The 15,681-nt window shown below is 71.3% G+C and carries 17 protein-coding genes; 6 read left to right on the plus strand and 11 right to left on the minus strand.

The features are described 5' to 3' along the window. Positions 1-64 precede the first annotated feature (64 nt). The 6 genes from ACFHW1_RS16395 to ACFHW1_RS16420 form a co-directional block, all read right to left on the minus strand. A complete protein-coding gene (locus ACFHW1_RS16395) occupies positions 65-766 on the minus strand; it encodes a type II secretion system F family protein (RefSeq protein ID WP_416556447.1) in 702 nt (233 codons plus the stop codon). Next, the gene (locus ACFHW1_RS16400; RefSeq protein WP_416615688.1) at positions 766-1,578 is read right to left on the minus strand and encodes a type II secretion system F family protein; all 813 of its coding nucleotides are present in this window, start codon (positions 1,576-1,578) and stop codon (positions 766-768) included. Before ACFHW1_RS16400 ends, ACFHW1_RS16395 begins: the two co-directional genes overlap by 1 nt. After that, positions 1,575-2,825 carry a TadA family conjugal transfer-associated ATPase gene (locus tag ACFHW1_RS16405; RefSeq protein ID WP_416568554.1) on the minus strand — a complete coding sequence of 417 codons (1,251 nt, stop codon included), beginning with the start codon at positions 2,823-2,825 and terminating at the stop codon, positions 1,575-1,577. The genes ACFHW1_RS16400 and ACFHW1_RS16405 overlap by 4 nt, the downstream gene beginning before the upstream one ends. Positions 2,826-3,105: 280 nt before the next feature. Next, complete coding sequence (locus ACFHW1_RS16410; RefSeq protein WP_281552073.1) at positions 3,106-3,288, minus strand: hypothetical protein; 183 nt, start codon at positions 3,286-3,288, stop codon at positions 3,106-3,108. A gap of 5 nt (positions 3,289-3,293) precedes the next feature. Further along, positions 3,294-3,473: a hypothetical protein gene (locus ACFHW1_RS16415; RefSeq protein WP_416568555.1), complete on the minus strand. Its 180-nt coding sequence runs from the start codon at positions 3,471-3,473 to the stop codon at positions 3,294-3,296. A gap of 25 nt (positions 3,474-3,498) precedes the next feature. Further along, the gene (locus ACFHW1_RS16420) at positions 3,499-3,684 is read right to left on the minus strand and encodes a hypothetical protein (protein WP_416568556.1); all 186 of its coding nucleotides are present in this window, start codon (positions 3,682-3,684) and stop codon (positions 3,499-3,501) included. 227 nt (positions 3,685-3,911) lie between these two features. Between ACFHW1_RS16420 and ACFHW1_RS16425 the strand changes: the two genes are divergently transcribed. Both ACFHW1_RS16425 and ACFHW1_RS16430 read left to right on the plus strand, forming a co-directional pair. Then, positions 3,912-4,766, plus strand: coding sequence for a helix-turn-helix domain-containing protein (locus ACFHW1_RS16425; RefSeq protein WP_416556442.1), 855 nt, complete (start codon positions 3,912-3,914; stop codon positions 4,764-4,766). After that, a complete protein-coding gene (locus ACFHW1_RS16430; protein WP_416556441.1) occupies positions 4,763-4,951 on the plus strand; it encodes a DUF397 domain-containing protein in 189 nt (62 codons plus the stop codon). Before ACFHW1_RS16425 ends, ACFHW1_RS16430 begins: the two co-directional genes overlap by 4 nt. Positions 4,952-5,020: 69 nt before the next feature. On the opposite strand, the gene ACFHW1_RS16435 is transcribed toward ACFHW1_RS16430, so the two are convergent. The 3 genes from ACFHW1_RS16435 to ssd are packed head-to-tail and all read right to left on the minus strand — an operon-like array spanning position 5,021 to position 6,857. Next, positions 5,021-5,335, minus strand: a complete 315-nt coding sequence (locus tag ACFHW1_RS16435) for a helix-turn-helix domain-containing protein (protein ID WP_416556440.1) — start codon at positions 5,333-5,335, stop codon at positions 5,021-5,023. Continuing rightward, positions 5,332-5,817, minus strand: a complete 486-nt coding sequence (locus ACFHW1_RS16440) for a type II toxin-antitoxin system RelE/ParE family toxin (RefSeq protein ID WP_416615689.1) — start codon at positions 5,815-5,817, stop codon at positions 5,332-5,334. Before ACFHW1_RS16440 ends, ACFHW1_RS16435 begins: the two co-directional genes overlap by 4 nt. Next, positions 5,766-6,857: a septum site-determining protein Ssd gene (gene ssd, locus ACFHW1_RS16445; RefSeq protein WP_416556438.1), complete on the minus strand. Its 1,092-nt coding sequence runs from the start codon at positions 6,855-6,857 to the stop codon at positions 5,766-5,768. Before ssd ends, ACFHW1_RS16440 begins: the two co-directional genes overlap by 52 nt. A gap of 525 nt (positions 6,858-7,382) precedes the next feature. Between ssd and ACFHW1_RS16450 the strand changes: the two genes are divergently transcribed. Next, positions 7,383-8,183 (plus strand): HAD family hydrolase, encoded by an 801-nt coding sequence (locus ACFHW1_RS16450; RefSeq protein WP_123604345.1) that lies wholly within the window; start codon positions 7,383-7,385, stop codon positions 8,181-8,183. 43 nt (positions 8,184-8,226) lie between these two features. On the opposite strand, the gene ACFHW1_RS16455 is transcribed toward ACFHW1_RS16450, so the two are convergent. Further along, entirely contained in the window at positions 8,227-8,994 is a 768-nt protein-coding gene (locus ACFHW1_RS16455) for an oxidoreductase (protein ID WP_416568558.1), read from the minus strand. A 157-nt stretch (positions 8,995-9,151) separates the two neighbouring features. On the opposite strand from ACFHW1_RS16455, the gene acs reads away from it, so the two are divergent. The 3 genes from acs (at position 9,152) to ACFHW1_RS16470 (ending at position 14,350) form a co-directional block, all read left to right on the plus strand. Then, positions 9,152-11,116, plus strand: a complete 1,965-nt coding sequence (acs, locus tag ACFHW1_RS16460) for an acetate--CoA ligase (RefSeq protein WP_416556436.1) — start codon at positions 9,152-9,154, stop codon at positions 11,114-11,116. Between the two features lie 304 nt (positions 11,117-11,420). Next, positions 11,421-13,799 (plus strand): immune inhibitor A domain-containing protein, encoded by a 2,379-nt coding sequence (locus ACFHW1_RS16465; protein WP_416615702.1) that lies wholly within the window; start codon positions 11,421-11,423, stop codon positions 13,797-13,799. A 65-nt stretch (positions 13,800-13,864) separates the two neighbouring features. Next, positions 13,865-14,350, plus strand: a complete 486-nt coding sequence (locus ACFHW1_RS16470; RefSeq protein ID WP_416556435.1) for a hypothetical protein — start codon at positions 13,865-13,867, stop codon at positions 14,348-14,350. Here ACFHW1_RS16470 and ACFHW1_RS16475 read toward each other — a convergent pair. Then, positions 14,340-15,578 (minus strand): C45 family autoproteolytic acyltransferase/hydolase, encoded by a 1,239-nt coding sequence (locus ACFHW1_RS16475; RefSeq protein ID WP_416591532.1) that lies wholly within the window; start codon positions 15,576-15,578, stop codon positions 14,340-14,342. The two genes, ACFHW1_RS16470 and ACFHW1_RS16475, sit on opposite strands and share 11 nt — an antisense overlap. Between the last annotated feature and the right edge of the window lie 103 nt (positions 15,579-15,681).

Here is a 15,681-nt window from a genome sequence, read left to right on the forward strand (position 1 = left end):
GCCGCTGCCGGGTCCGCCGCCGCGTCGGGCGGAACCTTCGTCGACCGCATGATGACTCCTTTCCTCAGAGGACGTCGCCGAGGACGGCGACGATCACCGGCACCAGACCGGCGAGAATGAAGGCGGGCAGAAAACACAGCCCGAGGGGAAGCACGATCAGCACTCCGGCGCGGCGGGCCGCCGCCTCGGCCGCCGCCGAACGACCGGCCCGCAGATCGTCGGCGAGCCTGGTCGCCGCACCGGCGAGGGCGGCGCCGCTGGCCGCGGAGCGGATCGCGGCGGCGGCCAGGCGCTCGCCGCCCGGGACCGCGTCAAGATGCCGCCACGCCTCGGCCGGCTCGGCACCGAGCCGCAACGCCCGAGCCACCCGGCTCAGCCGGGCACCGAGCGGCCCGGCCAGCGCGTCGGCCACCGCGACCATTGCCCGATCCACCGGCGCTCCGGCGCGCAGCGCCGCCGCCAGCAGATCGGCGGCCAGCGGCAGGTCGGCTGCCGCGCGCAGCCGCCGACGGCGTACCGACGGCGGCTCGATCCGGCGCAGCGCCCGGTCGACACCGGCAGCGGCCGCGATGGCCAGCGGCACGGAGAGCCAACCGCCGCCGATCACCAGCACCGCCAGGCCGGACAGCACCGCGACCGGGCGGACGAGCCGCGACAGGTCGGGCTCCGGTGGCGGACTGTCACTGAGCCGGGCGAGCCGGCGACGGGTGGCGAGTGCCGTGACCGGGCGGACCGCCGGCGGCAGCATCACGCGGGTACCGGCCATCAGCTGGTCGCCTCCGGTGCCCGGTTCAGCCGCTCGGTCCAGGCCAGCCCGGCGACCTGCAGCGCCACGGCGGCGAGCGCGCAGGCCGCGCCGATCGGAGTCCGCAACAGCACCGCTACCGGATCCACCCCGATGCTGTAGCCGAGGGCCAGGCCGCCGGCGGGCAGGCCGGCCAGTAGCCAGGCGGTCATCTGCGCACCGGCGGCCTGCGCGGCGGCAGCGTCCCGCGACCGGTCCAGCGCACGGGCGTCGGCTTCGATCCGTTCGATCAGGTCGGCCAGTGGCGCGCCGGTGCGCTCCGCCAGCCGTACGGCGGCGGTCGACAGGCCGGCGAGCCGGGTGGCGGCGGTGCCCGTCGTTGGGCCCGAGTCCCGCAACGTCATCGGCCCCGCTGGCAGGCCCGCCCGCAGGTCGGCGGCGTGCGCGGCCAGTGCGTCCAACTGCCGTACCCGCCGGTCCCGCCGGGCCTTGGCGGCGGCCCGGTTCGCTGCCGTTCGCAGGCCGAGCCCCAGGTACGCGGCGGCGATCGTCGCCGCCACCGGCCCGCCCAGCCAGCCGGCGGCGAGCCCGCCGGTGCCGGCGACGGCCACGAGCGCCCGGCGCGGATGGCGGCACGCGGCGCTGCCGAGCCACAGCGCCCGGGACCGCAGCCGGACGCTGAACGGAACGGTGGTTGGTGGTGGCGAGTTCGGACCGCCACTGGACCGGACCGGGGTCGGACCGGTCACGGCCAGCAGCCGACGACGGTGTCCCCACGGGCGGCGCAGCCGAAGCGGCCAACGCCGGTGCGACGTGCCGGGTCGCAGGCTCATCGCGGCCCCCGGCTGTCGAGCACCGCCGGCACCGGTACGCCGCGTTCGGCGAGCAACCTGGCCAGGATCGGGCCGGCCGGTTGCGGCCCGGCCCCGCGCCGCCAGGCCGGGGTGACCGTGATGAGCCGCTCCGGCCCGTGCGGGGTGAGCAGACAGATCGCGTCAACGAATCGCCGCCCGGCGAACCGGCGCAACTGGACGACCACCTGGATGGCGGCCGCGATCTGCGCATGCAAGGCGGCGCGGGGCAGCCCACCGAGCAGCCCCAACGCCTCCAGCCGGGCCGGCACGTCGCTGGCCGCGTTCGCGTGCAGGGTTCCGGCGCCGCCGTCGTGGCCGGTGTTGAGCGCGGCCAGCAGGTCGACGACCTCGGCGCCCCGGCACTCACCGACGACCAGCCGGTCCGGCCGCATCCGCAACGCCTGCCGGACCAACGCACCGAGCCCGACCGACCCGACCCCCTCGACGTTGGCTGTCCGGGCCTGCAACGTCACCACGTGCGGATGCTCCGGCCGCAACTCGGCCGCGTCCTCCACCATCACGATCCGCTCGTCGGCCGGCACCAACCCGAGCAGCGTGTTCAACAGCGTCGTCTTGCCCGACCCCGTGCCGCCCGCGATCAGGTACGCCAGCCGCCCCGCCACCACCGCCTGCAGCAGCTCCGCCACCGGCGGATCGACCATGCCGTTGCCCACCAGCTCGGCCAGCTGGAACGGACGCTGCCGGAAGGTCCGCAACGACAGGTACGGCCCCGTCGCCGCCACCGGCGGCAACACCGCGTGCAACCGGGTACCGTCGGGCAACCGGGCATCGACGTACGGGCAACCGTCATCGAGCCGACGCCCACAGGCAGCCGCCAACCGCTGCGCCAACCGGCGTACCTCGTCCACCGAACCGACGCCCACCGCCGCCCGCTCCAACCCGGCACCCCGGTCCACCCACACCTGGGTGCCGTTCACCAGAACGTCGGTCACCCGCACATCGGCCAGCAACGGCGCCAACGGCCCCGCCCCGGCCAACTCACCGTGCACCCGGTCGGCCAGCCGCAACAACCCGACGTCACCTCGCAACGCCGCCCCCGGCTCGGCCCGGACCGCACCGACCACCGACGCCGGCGTCACCGACGTGCCGTCCGCGACGAACCGCTCCCGTACGCGGGCCGCCACCGCCGCCTCGTCGACATTCGCACCACCCGGCCACCCGGCCGGCGCGGCGAAACCGCCCGTACGGGCCGACCCGGCCGTCATGACGCCACCACCGCACGATCGACCAGGCCCGCGACGTTACGCCGAGGTCTTCCCTCGGCGGTGACGAGCGGCGTACAGGTGCGGCGAACCGTGATGGGGTACAGCGGCGGCATCTGAGCCCTCCTACGGCTCGGGAAGCGATGCCGAAACTGTGGACGCTGACGCGGCGTTCATGCCTGGACGATCAGGCAGGCTGTGGACAACCGACCTGCCTGTGGATAACTCCTCCCGGCCGGAGGTGATCTGCTACGGCGGCCGCGTAGGCAATGAACCGGCAGGGTCAGATCGAGCGGCGTGGCCAGCGCTTGCGGGGGCGCGGCTCCTCCTCACGGTGCTGACGCTTGTGCTCGTGCACCCGGTCCTCCCACGCCTGCTGGTCGTCGTCGGCGGGATCGAACGGGTACCAGCGGTGCGAACCGTCCTCGAAGTGCATGTCCTCGTCACCGGGCCGGATGACCGACATCAGCGTCACCACCCCATGAATCGCCAGTACAGGTATTCGCTGCGGTTGTCCGCCAGGTCGATCATCGCGTCAAGCAGACAGGTCGCCATATAGCCCGACAGCGACACCGTCGCCCCCGCGTACTCCGCGAGCAGCTCCTCACGACGGGTGAGGGCCACGGATCCGCGCATCCCGCGCAGGTCCACGCCGGCTGGATCGGGATGTGGAAGCTCACGCGCCCTCCCCTGGCCAGTGACCCCGGTTGATCGGTATCCGGTGCCCCGCCCGGCAGGGCAGCGCCGCCCCGCACCGACAGACCTGCTGCCACTTGCTCCAGGACCACACCGGCCGGTGTCGCCTGGCCAGAGTCCGTGCGACTGCGACGACGTACGCCTCGTAGCTGACACGCTGGGTCATCCGCCCCTCCTTCAGTGAGGGGATTTGACGGCCGGGCCTATCGGTCATCCGACCGCCACACCCAGCAACCATGGTTCCCACGAACCACCGTCAATGCAATATTACATTTTAGATGAAACGCTTGACGATACTTCACCTAGTGATGTTTCATTGCCGAGCGTGGTCGATGGGTGCTACACATCGAGTGCGAATGTCGCCCGGTGTGTAGTCACGGAGAGGAGAATCCAGTGACGACCGACACCGGCTCGACCGTCCCGAGACGACAGCTCGGCAGGCATCTACGGCAGCTCCGCGAGGAGGCCCGCATGACCGTGAAGGCTGCGGCCACCGCACTGGAATGGTCCACGCCCAAGATCTGGCGCATCGAAACCGGTGCCACGTCGATGCGGTCCCTCGACGTCGAAGCCATGTGCAAGGTCTACGGAGCGTCACCAGAAATCACCGAGGCGTTGATGGGGCTCGCCAAGGAGACCAGGGCCCGTGGCTGGTGGCACTCGTACGGCGACGCCATCCCCGAGTGGTTCGAGCTGTACGTCGGCCTTGAGTCAGGCGCGACCCGGCTGCGCAAGTACGAGGCGCACCTGGTCCCCGGCCTTCTGCAGACCAAGGCGTACGCGACCCGGGTATACGAGGCCGGACGCCCCGATATGAAGCGCGAGGACATCGACCGAGGGGTCGCCTTGCGGCTCGACCGTCAGGCACTGCTGACCCGAGCCACCCCACCCGCGCCGCAGGTCGACATCATCCTCGACGAGGCTGTGCTCCGGCGCGACATCGACGCCGAGCAGCTCAACCTGATCGTCACCGTCAGCCGCCAGCCCAACGTCTCCGTCCGGGTGGTGCCGTTCAGCGCAGGCCTGCACCGCGCCACGTTGGCGAACGGCGCGTTCACCATCCTGGATTTCGACGGCTCCGACGAACCGACGATCATCTACGCCGACGGACTGACCGGCGCCCTCTACCTCGACAAGCCCGCCGAGGCGGCGGCGTACGAGGAGGTCTGGTCAGCCGTCGAGTCCACGGCACTCAGCGAGGCGCAGTCTCGCAAACTCATCGCATCGATCGCGGAGGAACCGTCATGACCGAACTCGCGTGGAAGAAGAGCACCCGCAGCAACGCCGGCGGGGACTGTGTCGAGGTCGCCAACCCCAGCCGAGCCGTCCTGGTCCGCGACAGCAAGGACCAGGCCGGACCGGCGCTGTCGTTCACCGCCGACACCTGGACCGGCTTCGTCAAGGGGATCAAGATCGGCCAGTTCGACCAATGACCTAGACGACTGTCTGCCCCTGATCCCACAACCAGGACCAGGGCCAGACCCTGGCGTCAGGGCAGGTAGTCAGGCTGCGATGAACTCGACAGCACCGCCGCTGACCTTGATATTGAAATCCATGCCTGTGCCCTTCGACAGCTTGACCAGGGTCGCGATCGACGGAGGCTGATCGCCCGACTCAAGGCGCGCGATCACCGACTGAGTCATCCCGACCTCGCGGGCAAGCCCCGCCTGGGTGAGGCCATGTTCCTGGCGGTAGCGCAAGATTCGCAGCGCGACGTCGTTGGCGAACGCTGTGCGGTCCCACTCCGAGCGAAACTCTGGGTCGTGGCGCTGCTCGCCGTGGACTTGGGCCGAGGCCTTCAGATCGGACAGGTTCATAACTCGTCGCCCTTCACTTCGTCGATGCGCTTCTCTGCTGTGGCGATTGCCTTCCGGAGGGCTCGTGGGTTGACACTGGCCTCGGGGGCGATGGCTCCGAGGACGTAGGCGTTGCCGACCTGGCGATAAAGGGCTCGCCAGCGACTACGGCCGGCTCGTGGGCGTAGCTCCCGGAGGCTGGTAGCTGTCTTGATGTCGCTCGAGTGCGGGTACCCCAGGTTTGGCCCGATTGCTACCAATTTGTCTACTGCATGGCCGATCGCTACCCGCTCGACGGCGGGCAACTCGCGCAACTCAGCTTCCGCCCCGGGGTGGTAGTAGACCGGCCACGATACCTGAGAATTATAGCAGAACTGCGATAGCGGCGGGTGCTTGGAGGCCGTTTCACCAGAACGTCGGTCACCCGCGCCCGAACGGGCCGAACCCGCTGTCACGACGCTGCCGCCGTACGGTCGACCAGGCCGGCGACGACCCGCTGGCACAACTCCGCCAACGGACCCCGGCCCGACGAACCTGGAGCGTCACCGCGCTCCAGCCCTCGGCTGACTCGTGGCTCAGGTTGCAGCACCCCGGTCACCGGCAGCCCCAGGGTCCGCCCGATCTCCCGGGCCCGCAGCCGACCCGGGGCCGGCCCGCGCACGACCAGCGACAGGTCGGTGCAGTGCGGTTGGATGTCGGTGATCACCCGGGCGGTCGCCGCCGTGGCCCGCAACTCGGCCGGAACCAGCACCAGGACCCGGTCGGTGGCGTGCATCGCGGCGATCGCGGCGTCGTCGGGCCGGCGGGGCAGGTCGACGACGACCACGTCGCGCTCCCGCCGGGCCGCGTCCAGGGCGGCGGTCATCGTGGCGGCGGGCAGGGGCAACGGTTCGCCCCGGTCCCAGGAGAGCAGCCCGAGGTCGCCCCGGCAGGGCAGCGCGCCGGCCAGCGCCGACGGGTCGATCCGGCCGTCGCTGTCGGCAAGCGCCGGCCAGCGCAACCCGTCGATCTGCTCCCAGCCGAGGACCAGATCGAGGCCGCCACCGAGCGGGTCGGCGTCAACCAGCAAGCTACGCAGCCCGAGCCGGGCGGCGGTGACCGACAGGGCACCGGCCAGCACGCTGGCGCCGGCCCCGCCCCGGCCGCCGATCACCCCGATGACAGCTGCGGCTGGTTTGTCGGTGCCGCCGTTGTCGGTGAGGCGGTCGACCAGCCACGGCTCCGCCGCCGGCAGGATCGCGACGTGCTCGGCGCCGAGCAGTTCGGCGACCTGCCATGGCTGGTCCTGGTCGGCCCGGCCGACCAGGACCAGCCGGGGTCGGCGGGGCATTCTGGCCCGCAGGTAGGCGTCCGCCTGGTCGGCGCCGACCAGGACGAGCGGGGCGGCGGCCTGCCGGGACCGGGCGGCGGCTGGGTCGGCCGCCAGGTCGACGTCGGTGCCGGCGAGCGCAGCAAGGCGCAGCAGGTCGTCGAGCAGCCGTTCGTCTGCGGTGACGACCAGTGGCAGCCGACGGGGTACGGCGATGCTGGTGCGCGGCGGCATCCGGACCTCCTGCGGTCGGTGAGGGATGCCGCAACTGTGGGTGCCGACCCGGTGCCGGCGTGCCCTCGGCGGGGCTGCCTGTGGACAACGGGACCGCCTGTGGACAACGCCGACGCCGGTCAGCTGATCTGTTAGGCAGGACGACCGGACGCGCAGGACGCCGGGAGCCGGAACATGCCAGGAATAGCGACGACCCCCGCCGGGGGGAGACGGGGGTCGCCTGGGGTTCGGCTCCGGGGGGGGTCGAGCCGAACCCGCTCAGCGGTCACGGGGGGTGCAACCGCCGAGTGTCTTCCGGATGAAGCCTGGGACGGAAAGATAACTGTGTCATGACAAGCATGCCTGAGCAGACCGCCACCCGTCGAGTGGCGTTCTCACCGGCAGTCGCACCGCTGCCGGCACGGGACGCAGGTTGGGCCACTCAGCTTCCTGATCGTCGGATCAGATCCCGGGGGATCCCCGTCGCCGACCGGCGACGACGCACCGGCCGTCGCCGACGTCCCGCTCCGGCTAGACTGCACCGTCGTGGGCCGCAGCGCCGCTTTTTTTGATCTCGACAAGACTGTCATCGCCAAGTCCAGCGCCTTGGCGTTCGGCCGGCCGTTCTACCGCGACGGGCTGATCACCAGGCGGGACGTGGTCAAGTCGGCGTACGCCCAGCTGATGTTTCGGCTCGGCGGCTCCGACGAGCAGACGATGGCCCGCACCCGCGACTACCTGGCCGCGCTGTGCAAGGGCTGGCAGGTGGAGCAGGTCCGCCAGATCGTCGCGGAGACGTTGCATGAGCTGATCAACCCGTACGTCTACGCCGAGGCGGCGGCGCTGATCGAGGAGCACCAGAACGCCGGGCGGGACGTGGTGCTGGTCTCCGCGTCGGGCGAGGAGATGGTACGCCCGATCGGCGAACTGCTCGGCGTCACCGACGTGATCGCCACCCGGATGGCTGTGGAGAACGGCCGGTACAGCGGAGAAATCGAGTTCTACGCGGCTGGGGCAGCCAAGGTCACCGGCGTCACCGAGCTCGCTGAGCAGCGCGGATACGACCTCGCCGAGTGCTACGCCTACTCCGACTCGGTCACCGACGTACCGATGCTCGAATGCGTCGGGCACCCGACGGTGGTCAACCCGGACCGCCAGCTCCGCAAGCTCGCCACCGAGCAGGGCTGGCCGGTCCTCGCCTTCCGCCACCCGATCCCGCTCGGCCGCAGGTTGCGGGAGCGGCCGGCGGTCCCGGTGGCAGCCGCCGCGTTGAGCGTCGGGGTCGGGGTCGCGATCGGCATCGCCTGGTACGGCCGGCACCGCCGGACAAAGACAGCCTCGGCCTGACCCCGCACCTGAACCGGTCGTCCAGCCGACCCGGTCGCGCGGCTCAGGCGTTGGCCAGCACCTCGTCGGCGACCCGGGTCAGCTCCTGCGCGCCCAGCTCGACCGCGGTCAGATAGTGCCGCAGCCAGGAGCGGACACCGTCCGGCGTACCCGTCGCGAAGGCGCCCGCTGAACCCACGTACTCGGGTTGCCGTTCGTGGTGGCCGACCTCGACGGCGAGCAGGCCACGCGGGTCCGTGCCGGCCGCGACCAGGGTGAGCCGCGCGGCGGACCGGGCCACCACCCCGCCCGGCCCGGCGAACGGCCGCAACGCGAGCAGCTCGGCGTGCACCACGGCGGCCAGCAGCAGCGCCGGCACCGAGGTGCCGCCGCCGACCAGCGCGCAGACCCCGTCCAGCCGCGGCGCCGCATCCGGCCCCACCGTCACGCCCGGCCCGGCGGCTGGACGCCCCAGCTGGTCGGCCGGCACCAGTCCGCGCGCGGCGAGCACGTGCAACCGGGCCAGCACCTGACGGGGGGTACGGGGCCAGCGGTCGGCCAGCGTGGGAACCGCCTCGGCCACCCGCAGGGCCCCCTGCACCACCGGATCGGTCACCGTCCCGGCGCGTACGTCGGCGACCGGATGATCGTGCCCGTCCAACGCGGCACTGGCCACCGCCGAGCGGAGGCTGATCTCGGCCGCCACCGCCCCGCCGTGCCGACGCAGCGCCCGGTGCCGCAACGCGCCGTCGACCTGCTCGCGGGCGCGGTCCAGCGCGGGTGCCACGTCGGCGAGGTCGAGCAGCGGGGCCAGCGGGTCGGTCTCGGTCACCAACGACATGGTACAAGCTTGGCCAGCCGAACCGCCCGCCGCGCCGGTGTGGCCGCTCGGCGCGCGATGGGTACCCGGGTATCCGCCAAGTCTCGTGCCGGCGGGACGGCGACACTAACCTCGGAGCAAGTCAAGCGACGTGTGAGGAGCCCCACGCATGAGCGAAACGCTGGAGAATCTGCTTCAGGAGAATCGCCGGTTCGAGCCGCCCGCCGAGCTGGCCGGGGCGGCCAACGTCACCGCGGCCGGGTACGACCAGGCAGCCGCCGACCGACTTGGCTTCTGGGCGGGCCAGGCCCGCCGGCTGCACTGGGCCAAGGAGTGGGACCAGGTGCTGGACTGGTCCAACCCGCCGTTCGCCAAGTGGTTCGTCGGCGGTCAGCTCAACGTCGCGTACAACTGTCTGGACCGGCACGTCGCCGCCGGGGCCGGCGACCGGGTCGCCATCCACTGGGAGGGCGAGCCGGGCGACACCCGCACCATCACCTACGCCGACCTGCACCGGATGACCTGCCAGGCGGCGAACGCGCTGACCGACCTCGGTGTGACGGCGGGTGACCGGGTGGCGATCTACCTGCCGATGATCCCGGAGGCCGCGGTCGCCATGCTGGCCTGCGCCCGGATCGGCGCGACGCACAACGTCGTGTTCGGCGGCTTCTCGGTCGACGCGCTCTCCGGCCGGGTACAGGACGCCAGCGCCAAGGTGATCATCACCGCCGACGGCGGCTACCGGCGCGGCAAGCCCTCGGCCCTGAAGCCGACCGTCGACGAGGCGGTGGCCCGGTGCCCGTCGGTGGAGCACGTTCTGGTGGTCCGGCGGACCGGCGAGGAGGTCACCTGGACCGACAAGGACCACTGGTGGCACGAGACAGTGGAGAAGACGAACACCGAGCACGAGGCGCAGCCGTTCGACGCCGAGCAGCCGCTGTTCATCCTCTACACCAGCGGCACCACGGCCAAGCCGAAGGGCATCCTGCACACCAGCGGCGGCTACCTGACCCAGGCGTCCTACACCCAGCACGCGGTCTTCGACCTCAAGCCGGAGACCGACGTCTACTGGTGCACCGCCGACATCGGCTGGGTCACCGGGCATTCGTACATCGTGTACGGTCCGCTGTCCAACGGTGCCACCCAGCTGATGTACGAGGGCACCCCGGACACCCCGCACCAGGGCCGGTTCTGGGAGCTGGTGCAGAAGTACAAGGTGAGCATCCTCTACACCGCGCCGACGCTGATCCGCACCATGATGAAGTGGGGCGAGGACATCCCGGCCGGGTACGACCTCAGTTCGCTGCGGCTGCTCGGCAGCGTCGGTGAGCCGATCAACCCGGAGGCCTGGATGTGGTACCGGCAACACATCGGCGGGGGCCGGTGCCCGGTCGTGGACACCTGGTGGCAGACCGAGACGGGCTCGATCATGATCTCGCCGTTGCCCGGGGTGACCGCCACCAAGCCGGGCAGCGCGATGACCCCGCTGCCCGGGATCAGCGCCGACGTGGTCGACGACCAGGCCGAGTCGGTGCCCGACGGTGGTGGCGGCTACCTGGTGCTGCGCGAGCCGTGGCCGTCGATGCTGCGCACCATCTGGGGCGACGACCAGCGGTTCATTGACACCTACTGGTCCCGGTTCGACAAGATGTACTTCGCCGGTGACGGGGCCAAGAAGGACGCCGACGGGCACATCTGGCTGCTTGGCCGGGTGGACGACGTGATGCTGGTCTCCGGGCACAACATTTCCACCACCGAGGTGGAGTCGGCGCTGGTGTCGCACCCGTCGGTGGCGGAGGCCGCCGTGGTGGGCGCCACCGACCCGACCACCGGTCAGGCCATCGTCGCGTTCACCATCCCGCGCGGCAGCGCGGACATCGCGGGTGAGGCCGGCGAGGCGCTGATCCAGGAGCTGCGCAACCATGTCGCGCGTACACTCGGGCCGATCGCCAAGCCCCGCCAGATCATGCTGGTGCCGGAGCTGCCGAAGACCCGCTCCGGCAAGATCATGCGCCGGTTGCTGCGGGACGTCGCCGAGAACCGGTCGCTCGGCGACGTGACCACGCTGCAGGACTCCACCGTGATGGAGCTGATCTCCTCCGGCATGCAGGGCGGCAAGTCCGACGGCGACTGACGTCCGCCGCCGGTGGTGGCGCGGTCCCGGCGGGCCGGCGACGTGGACGACTCGAGGCCGGCCCGGTCGCTTCGGCGGCCGGGCCGGCCACTTTTCACCCCGTGATCGTTGTGACATATCAGGGCGATCCAGCCGGGAGCGTGAAACAAATCGACGCATTGACCTTCACAGGGGTTCCCTCGGGTGACTAGGTTCACGGTGGCCCCAACAACGGTGGCCACATCATCCGGACATCGTGCCGCCCTCACCCAAGTGGCGGCGTTGATTCCCCCGAACCGGAGGTATCCAGGTGCGCAAAGTCATGGTGGGGATGCTCACCGTGTCGCTCGCCTCGGGCATGGGCTTTGCTCTACCCGCGACGGCGATGGCCGCACCATCGGTGGACACACCGGTGGCGGCTCCTTCCCGGGCCGAAACCCCGAGCCTCGACGACCTGCCCAACCCGCTCGGCGAAAAGCGACGTGAGCTGCGCGAACGCGCAGTGAGCGAAGTGGTCAGTGGCCGGCTCACCCCGGAACGGCGCGGCGCGAGCACCGTCGCGAAGGTCGGTGAGACGTCGGGCACCGGCATCGCCGGCCGGGCCGCCCGTGGCGGCGCCGGGTCCGGCAAGGACCAGTACGTCGAGCTGGAGCGGGAGACCACCGACCGGATCTTCGTGATCCTGGCCGAGTTCGGCAACGAGCGGCACCCCAGCTACCCGGACGTGGACAGCAACCCGGACTGGGACGGCCCGGCCCGGTTCGACGGACCGCTGCACAACGAGATCCCCGAGCCGGACCGGACGGTCGACAACACCACCATCTGGCAGGCCGACTACTCCGCCGACCACTACCGGGAGCTGTACTTCGGCGCCGGTGAAGGCGTCGAGTCGGTCAAGACCTACTACGAGACCCAGTCCTCCGGGCGGTACAGCGTCGAGGGCACCGTCACCGACTGGGTGAAGGTCCGCTACAACGAGGCCCGGTACGGTCGCGACCTGTGCGGCGGCAACGTCTGCAGCAACGTCTGGCAGCTGCTGCGCGATGCCGCCAACCAGTGGGTCGCCGACCAGCAGGCGCTCGGCCGCACCGACGAGGAGATCGCCGCCGAGCTGCGTGAGTTCGACAAGTGGGACCGGTACGATTACGACGGCGACGGCGACTTCAACGAGGCCGACGGCTACATCGACCACTTCCAGATCGTGCACGCCGGTGGCGACCAGGCCGACCGTGACCCGTGGCAGGGTGAGGACGCGATCTGGAGCCACCGCTGGTACGCCTTCGCCACCGACATCGGGCTGACCGGCCCGGCGCAGAACCCGGCCGGTGGCACCCAGATCGGCGACAGCGGGCTGTGGATCGGCGACTACACCATCCAGCCGGAGAACGGTGGACTGAGCGTCTTCGTCCACGAGTACGGCCACGACCTGGGCCTGCCGGACGACTACGACACCTCCGGCGGCGGTGACAACAACAACGAGCACTGGACGCTGATGGCGCAGAGCCGCCTCGGTGCCGCCACCGACGGCGGGATCGGCGAGCGCCCCGGTGACCTCGGCGCATGGAACAAGCTCCAGCTGGGCTGGCTGGACTACGAAGTGGTGGTGGCCGGGCAGAAACGCACCCTGCACCTGGGTCCGCAGGAGTACAACACCAAGCGGGCCCAGGCGGTCGTCGTCGTGCTGCCGAAGAAGGAGGTCACCACCGAGCTCGGCGAGCCGTACGCCGGTGAGCTGCAGTACTTCTCCGGCAACGGAGACGACATGAGCAACACGATGACCCGTGAGTTCGACCTCGCCGGTGCCTCGACCGCCGCACTGTCGATGAAGGCGCGTTACGACATCGAGGACGACTACGACTACCTGTACTTCCAGGCATCGGCCGACGGTGGGGCGAGCTGGACCTCGCTCGAAGGCACCGTCAACGGTGTCCCGTACGGCACCGACGGCAGCGGCACCCCGGCGATCGACAGCTCGACCGGTGGCCAGTGGGTCGACATCAACGTGCCGCTGGACGCGTACGCCGGGGATGCCGCACTGGTCCGGCTGCTCTACCGCACCGACGGCGCGGTGGCGTACGGCGGCTTCTTCGGTGACGAGATGACCGTGACCGCCGACGGCTCGCCGATCTTCACCGACGGTGCCGAGGGCGACGGCGGTTGGGCGCTCGACGGTTGGACCACGGTCGGGGCCAGCGTGACCGCTGACTACGACAACTACTACATCGCCGGGCACCGCTCGTACGTATCGTACGACCGTTACCTGGAGACCGGCCCGTACTACTTCGGGTACGCCGACACCAAGCCCGACATGGTGGACCACTACGCGTACCAGGAGGGTCTGCTGATTTCGTACTGGGACACCTCCCAGGTCGACAACAACACCAACGTGCACCCGGGTGAGGGGCGCAACCTGTACATCGACTCGCGGCCGCGGCCGATGTACAACCTGACCGGCGCGCCATGGCGGGCCCGGGTCCAGGTGTACGACGCGCCGTTCAGCCTCAAGAAGGCCGACGGGTTCACTCTGCACATCAATGGCGAACCGCACTGGGTACGCGGCCAGGCGGCCCAGCCGCTGTTCGACGACACCCGGAAGTACTTCTACGAGGAACTGCCCAACCACGGGGTGAAGCTGCCCGCGGTCGGCGTAAAGATCCGGGTGGTGTCGGTGGACGGCACCACGATGAAGATCCGGATCTCCTGACCCGGCGGTGACGCGGTCCCGGCCGGCCGGTGGAACTCCGGCCGGCCGGGCGGCGTCCAACCGGCATGGCAGTGCCGAAACTGATCCGACAGTCAGCCTCCCGGGCCGTCGCCGCCATGCTGACCGGCGTGGTGCTGATCGCCGTCGCTGGTTGCGGCGGCGGCCCCACCTCAGGAGCACCGATGCCGGCGACCCCGGACGCCTCGCAGAGCGGTTCCGACGGAGCGGCGAAACCGACCCCGACGCCGACCGAAACGCCGGGCCTGTCCCGGACCGAACCGCCGACGCTGCCCCGACCCGGGACGCCCCCGAAGACCCCGTCCGACCTGATCACCGGCGACTGGCTGGTCGGCACGGTGACCCGGGGTGGCACCGGACCCTGCTACGGGCTGGTCACCGACGACGGGACCGAACACGCGCTGTACGGCGACGACGGCACCACGCTTACCCAGCACACCCGGATCCGGGTGAAGGTGGCTCCGCTGCGGATCCGGATCCACTGCGGGCCGGGCCAGCACTGGCAGCTGATCCGGACGGAGGTCATCCGGTGACGGCGTCGGCCAGCTCCAGCCAGTGGTATTCGTGCCGGCACGGCGGGCCGGCGGCCAGCCCCAGCCGGCGGGCGTCCAGGTCGATCAGCACCGAGTAGACCGTTTCCGCCTGGTCCGCCGGCGCGTCCCGCTCGTCGAGATGCCGACAGATCGCCAACGGCCGACCCAGATGATCATGGAACACGTCGGCCAGGTCGGCCAGGGTCAACGGCGCACCGGCCGCCCGTTCGGCCAGTAGCCGACGGGCCCGGGCCGCCCGGAACATCGACGAGCCGCCGAGGTTCTTCGTCGTGTCCCGCACCGGCAGGGCCGTCTCCAGGTGGTTTGCATGGGTGAGCACCCCGTCCACCGGGTGGGTCCACCCGACGTCGCCGGGGACCACCTCCAGGTCGAGCAGTTCCCCACCGGCCGGGCCGGCCTGGCCGAGCAGCAGGTTGATCGACGCGTTCCGGGGGGTACGGCAGGCCACCCGGGTCGCCTGGCCGAGGCTGCCGGCTTCCAGCACGGCGCGCAGCAGCACGTGGTACGGCACCCCGGGCGATCGGCCCGGCGCCAGCCCGTCCCGGTCGCTGCCGAGCATGTTGATGCAGACCCCCAGCCCTGCCGAGTTCAGCCCGGCCTTGGCGAGCATGCCCGCCTCGGTGAGGGTGAGCACGGTCAGCCCTCGCTCGTCCGTGGTCCGCAGCAGCACCATGGTGTCCCGCTGGCCGGGATGCCAGTCCCAGTTCTGCCCGAGCAGCAGGTGGCCGTCGGCGGTCCGCGAGCCGAGCACCCCGGCCGCCGTACAGCCGCCGGCCGACCCGTCCGGGCCGGCGTCGCGGCCGGGGCCGGGATCGGCGGGTTCCGGCTCCGTGGGGTCGCTGGGCGGCGGGTCGGCCGCCGTCCGCCCGGTGCCGTACAGCAGCTCGGTACGGGCGTTCAGCGCGTAGACCTCGTCGACGTGCACCCCGGCTCCGCCGGCCACCGCGTCGAGCGCCTCGACGATCCTCGGGTGGGCGGCCCGGCTGGCGTTGCGGAAGGTCCCGCCGGCGATCCGTACCGCCGACCTGCTCAACCCGGCCTCGTCGCGAAACCGCCGCAGGTAGTGCTCGATGTTGCGGGCGATCACCGATGCTGCCGCCGCACCGTAGCCGGCGCCGTACTCGGCCGGCGGCCCGGCGACGCTGATCAACGGGACGGGTGGCGGTTGGGGGTTGCCCGGCGCGGGTCCGGCAGCATCGTCGGCCATCCGGCAACCGTAGCGCCGCCCGACCGGGTCCCGCCGCCAGCGGCGGAAGTCCGCCCCCCCGGTGGACCACCCTGAGCCCACGCCGGTGATCGCCCTGAACCAA

Origin of the sequence: Micromonospora sp. LOL_014 (assembly GCF_048060245.1) — a bacterium.
In the GTDB taxonomy this organism is placed as follows: Bacteria; Actinomycetota; Actinomycetes; order Mycobacteriales; family Micromonosporaceae; genus Micromonospora_E.

Excerpts from the sequence above, each read along its gene's own strand:
- ACFHW1_RS16430 (WP_416556441.1), top strand. The coding sequence starts at position 4,763 with ATGACCGAACTCGCGTGGAAGAAGAGCACCCGCAGCAACGCCGGCGGG.
- ACFHW1_RS16475 (WP_416591532.1), bottom strand. The coding sequence starts at position 15,578 with ATGGCCGACGATGCTGCCGGACCCGCGCCGGGCAACCCCCAACCGCCA.
- acs (WP_416556436.1), top strand. The coding sequence starts at position 9,152 with ATGAGCGAAACGCTGGAGAATCTGCTTCAGGAGAATCGCCGGTTCGAG.
- ACFHW1_RS16400 (WP_416615688.1), bottom strand. The coding sequence starts at position 1,578 with ATGAGCCTGCGACCCGGCACGTCGCACCGGCGTTGGCCGCTTCGGCTG.
- ACFHW1_RS16435 (WP_416556440.1), bottom strand. The coding sequence starts at position 5,335 with ATGAACCTGTCCGATCTGAAGGCCTCGGCCCAAGTCCACGGCGAGCAG.
- ACFHW1_RS16420 (WP_416568556.1), bottom strand. The coding sequence starts at position 3,684 with ATGACCCAGCGTGTCAGCTACGAGGCGTACGTCGTCGCAGTCGCACGG.
- ACFHW1_RS16410 (WP_281552073.1), bottom strand. The coding sequence starts at position 3,288 with ATGTCGGTCATCCGGCCCGGTGACGAGGACATGCACTTCGAGGACGGT.
- ACFHW1_RS16405 (WP_416568554.1), bottom strand. The coding sequence starts at position 2,825 with ATGACGGCCGGGTCGGCCCGTACGGGCGGTTTCGCCGCGCCGGCCGGG.
- ssd (WP_416556438.1), bottom strand. The coding sequence starts at position 6,857 with ATGCCGCCGCGCACCAGCATCGCCGTACCCCGTCGGCTGCCACTGGTC.
- ACFHW1_RS16470 (WP_416556435.1), top strand. The coding sequence starts at position 13,865 with ATGGCAGTGCCGAAACTGATCCGACAGTCAGCCTCCCGGGCCGTCGCC.
- ACFHW1_RS16395 (WP_416556447.1), bottom strand. The coding sequence starts at position 766 with ATGGCCGGTACCCGCGTGATGCTGCCGCCGGCGGTCCGCCCGGTCACG.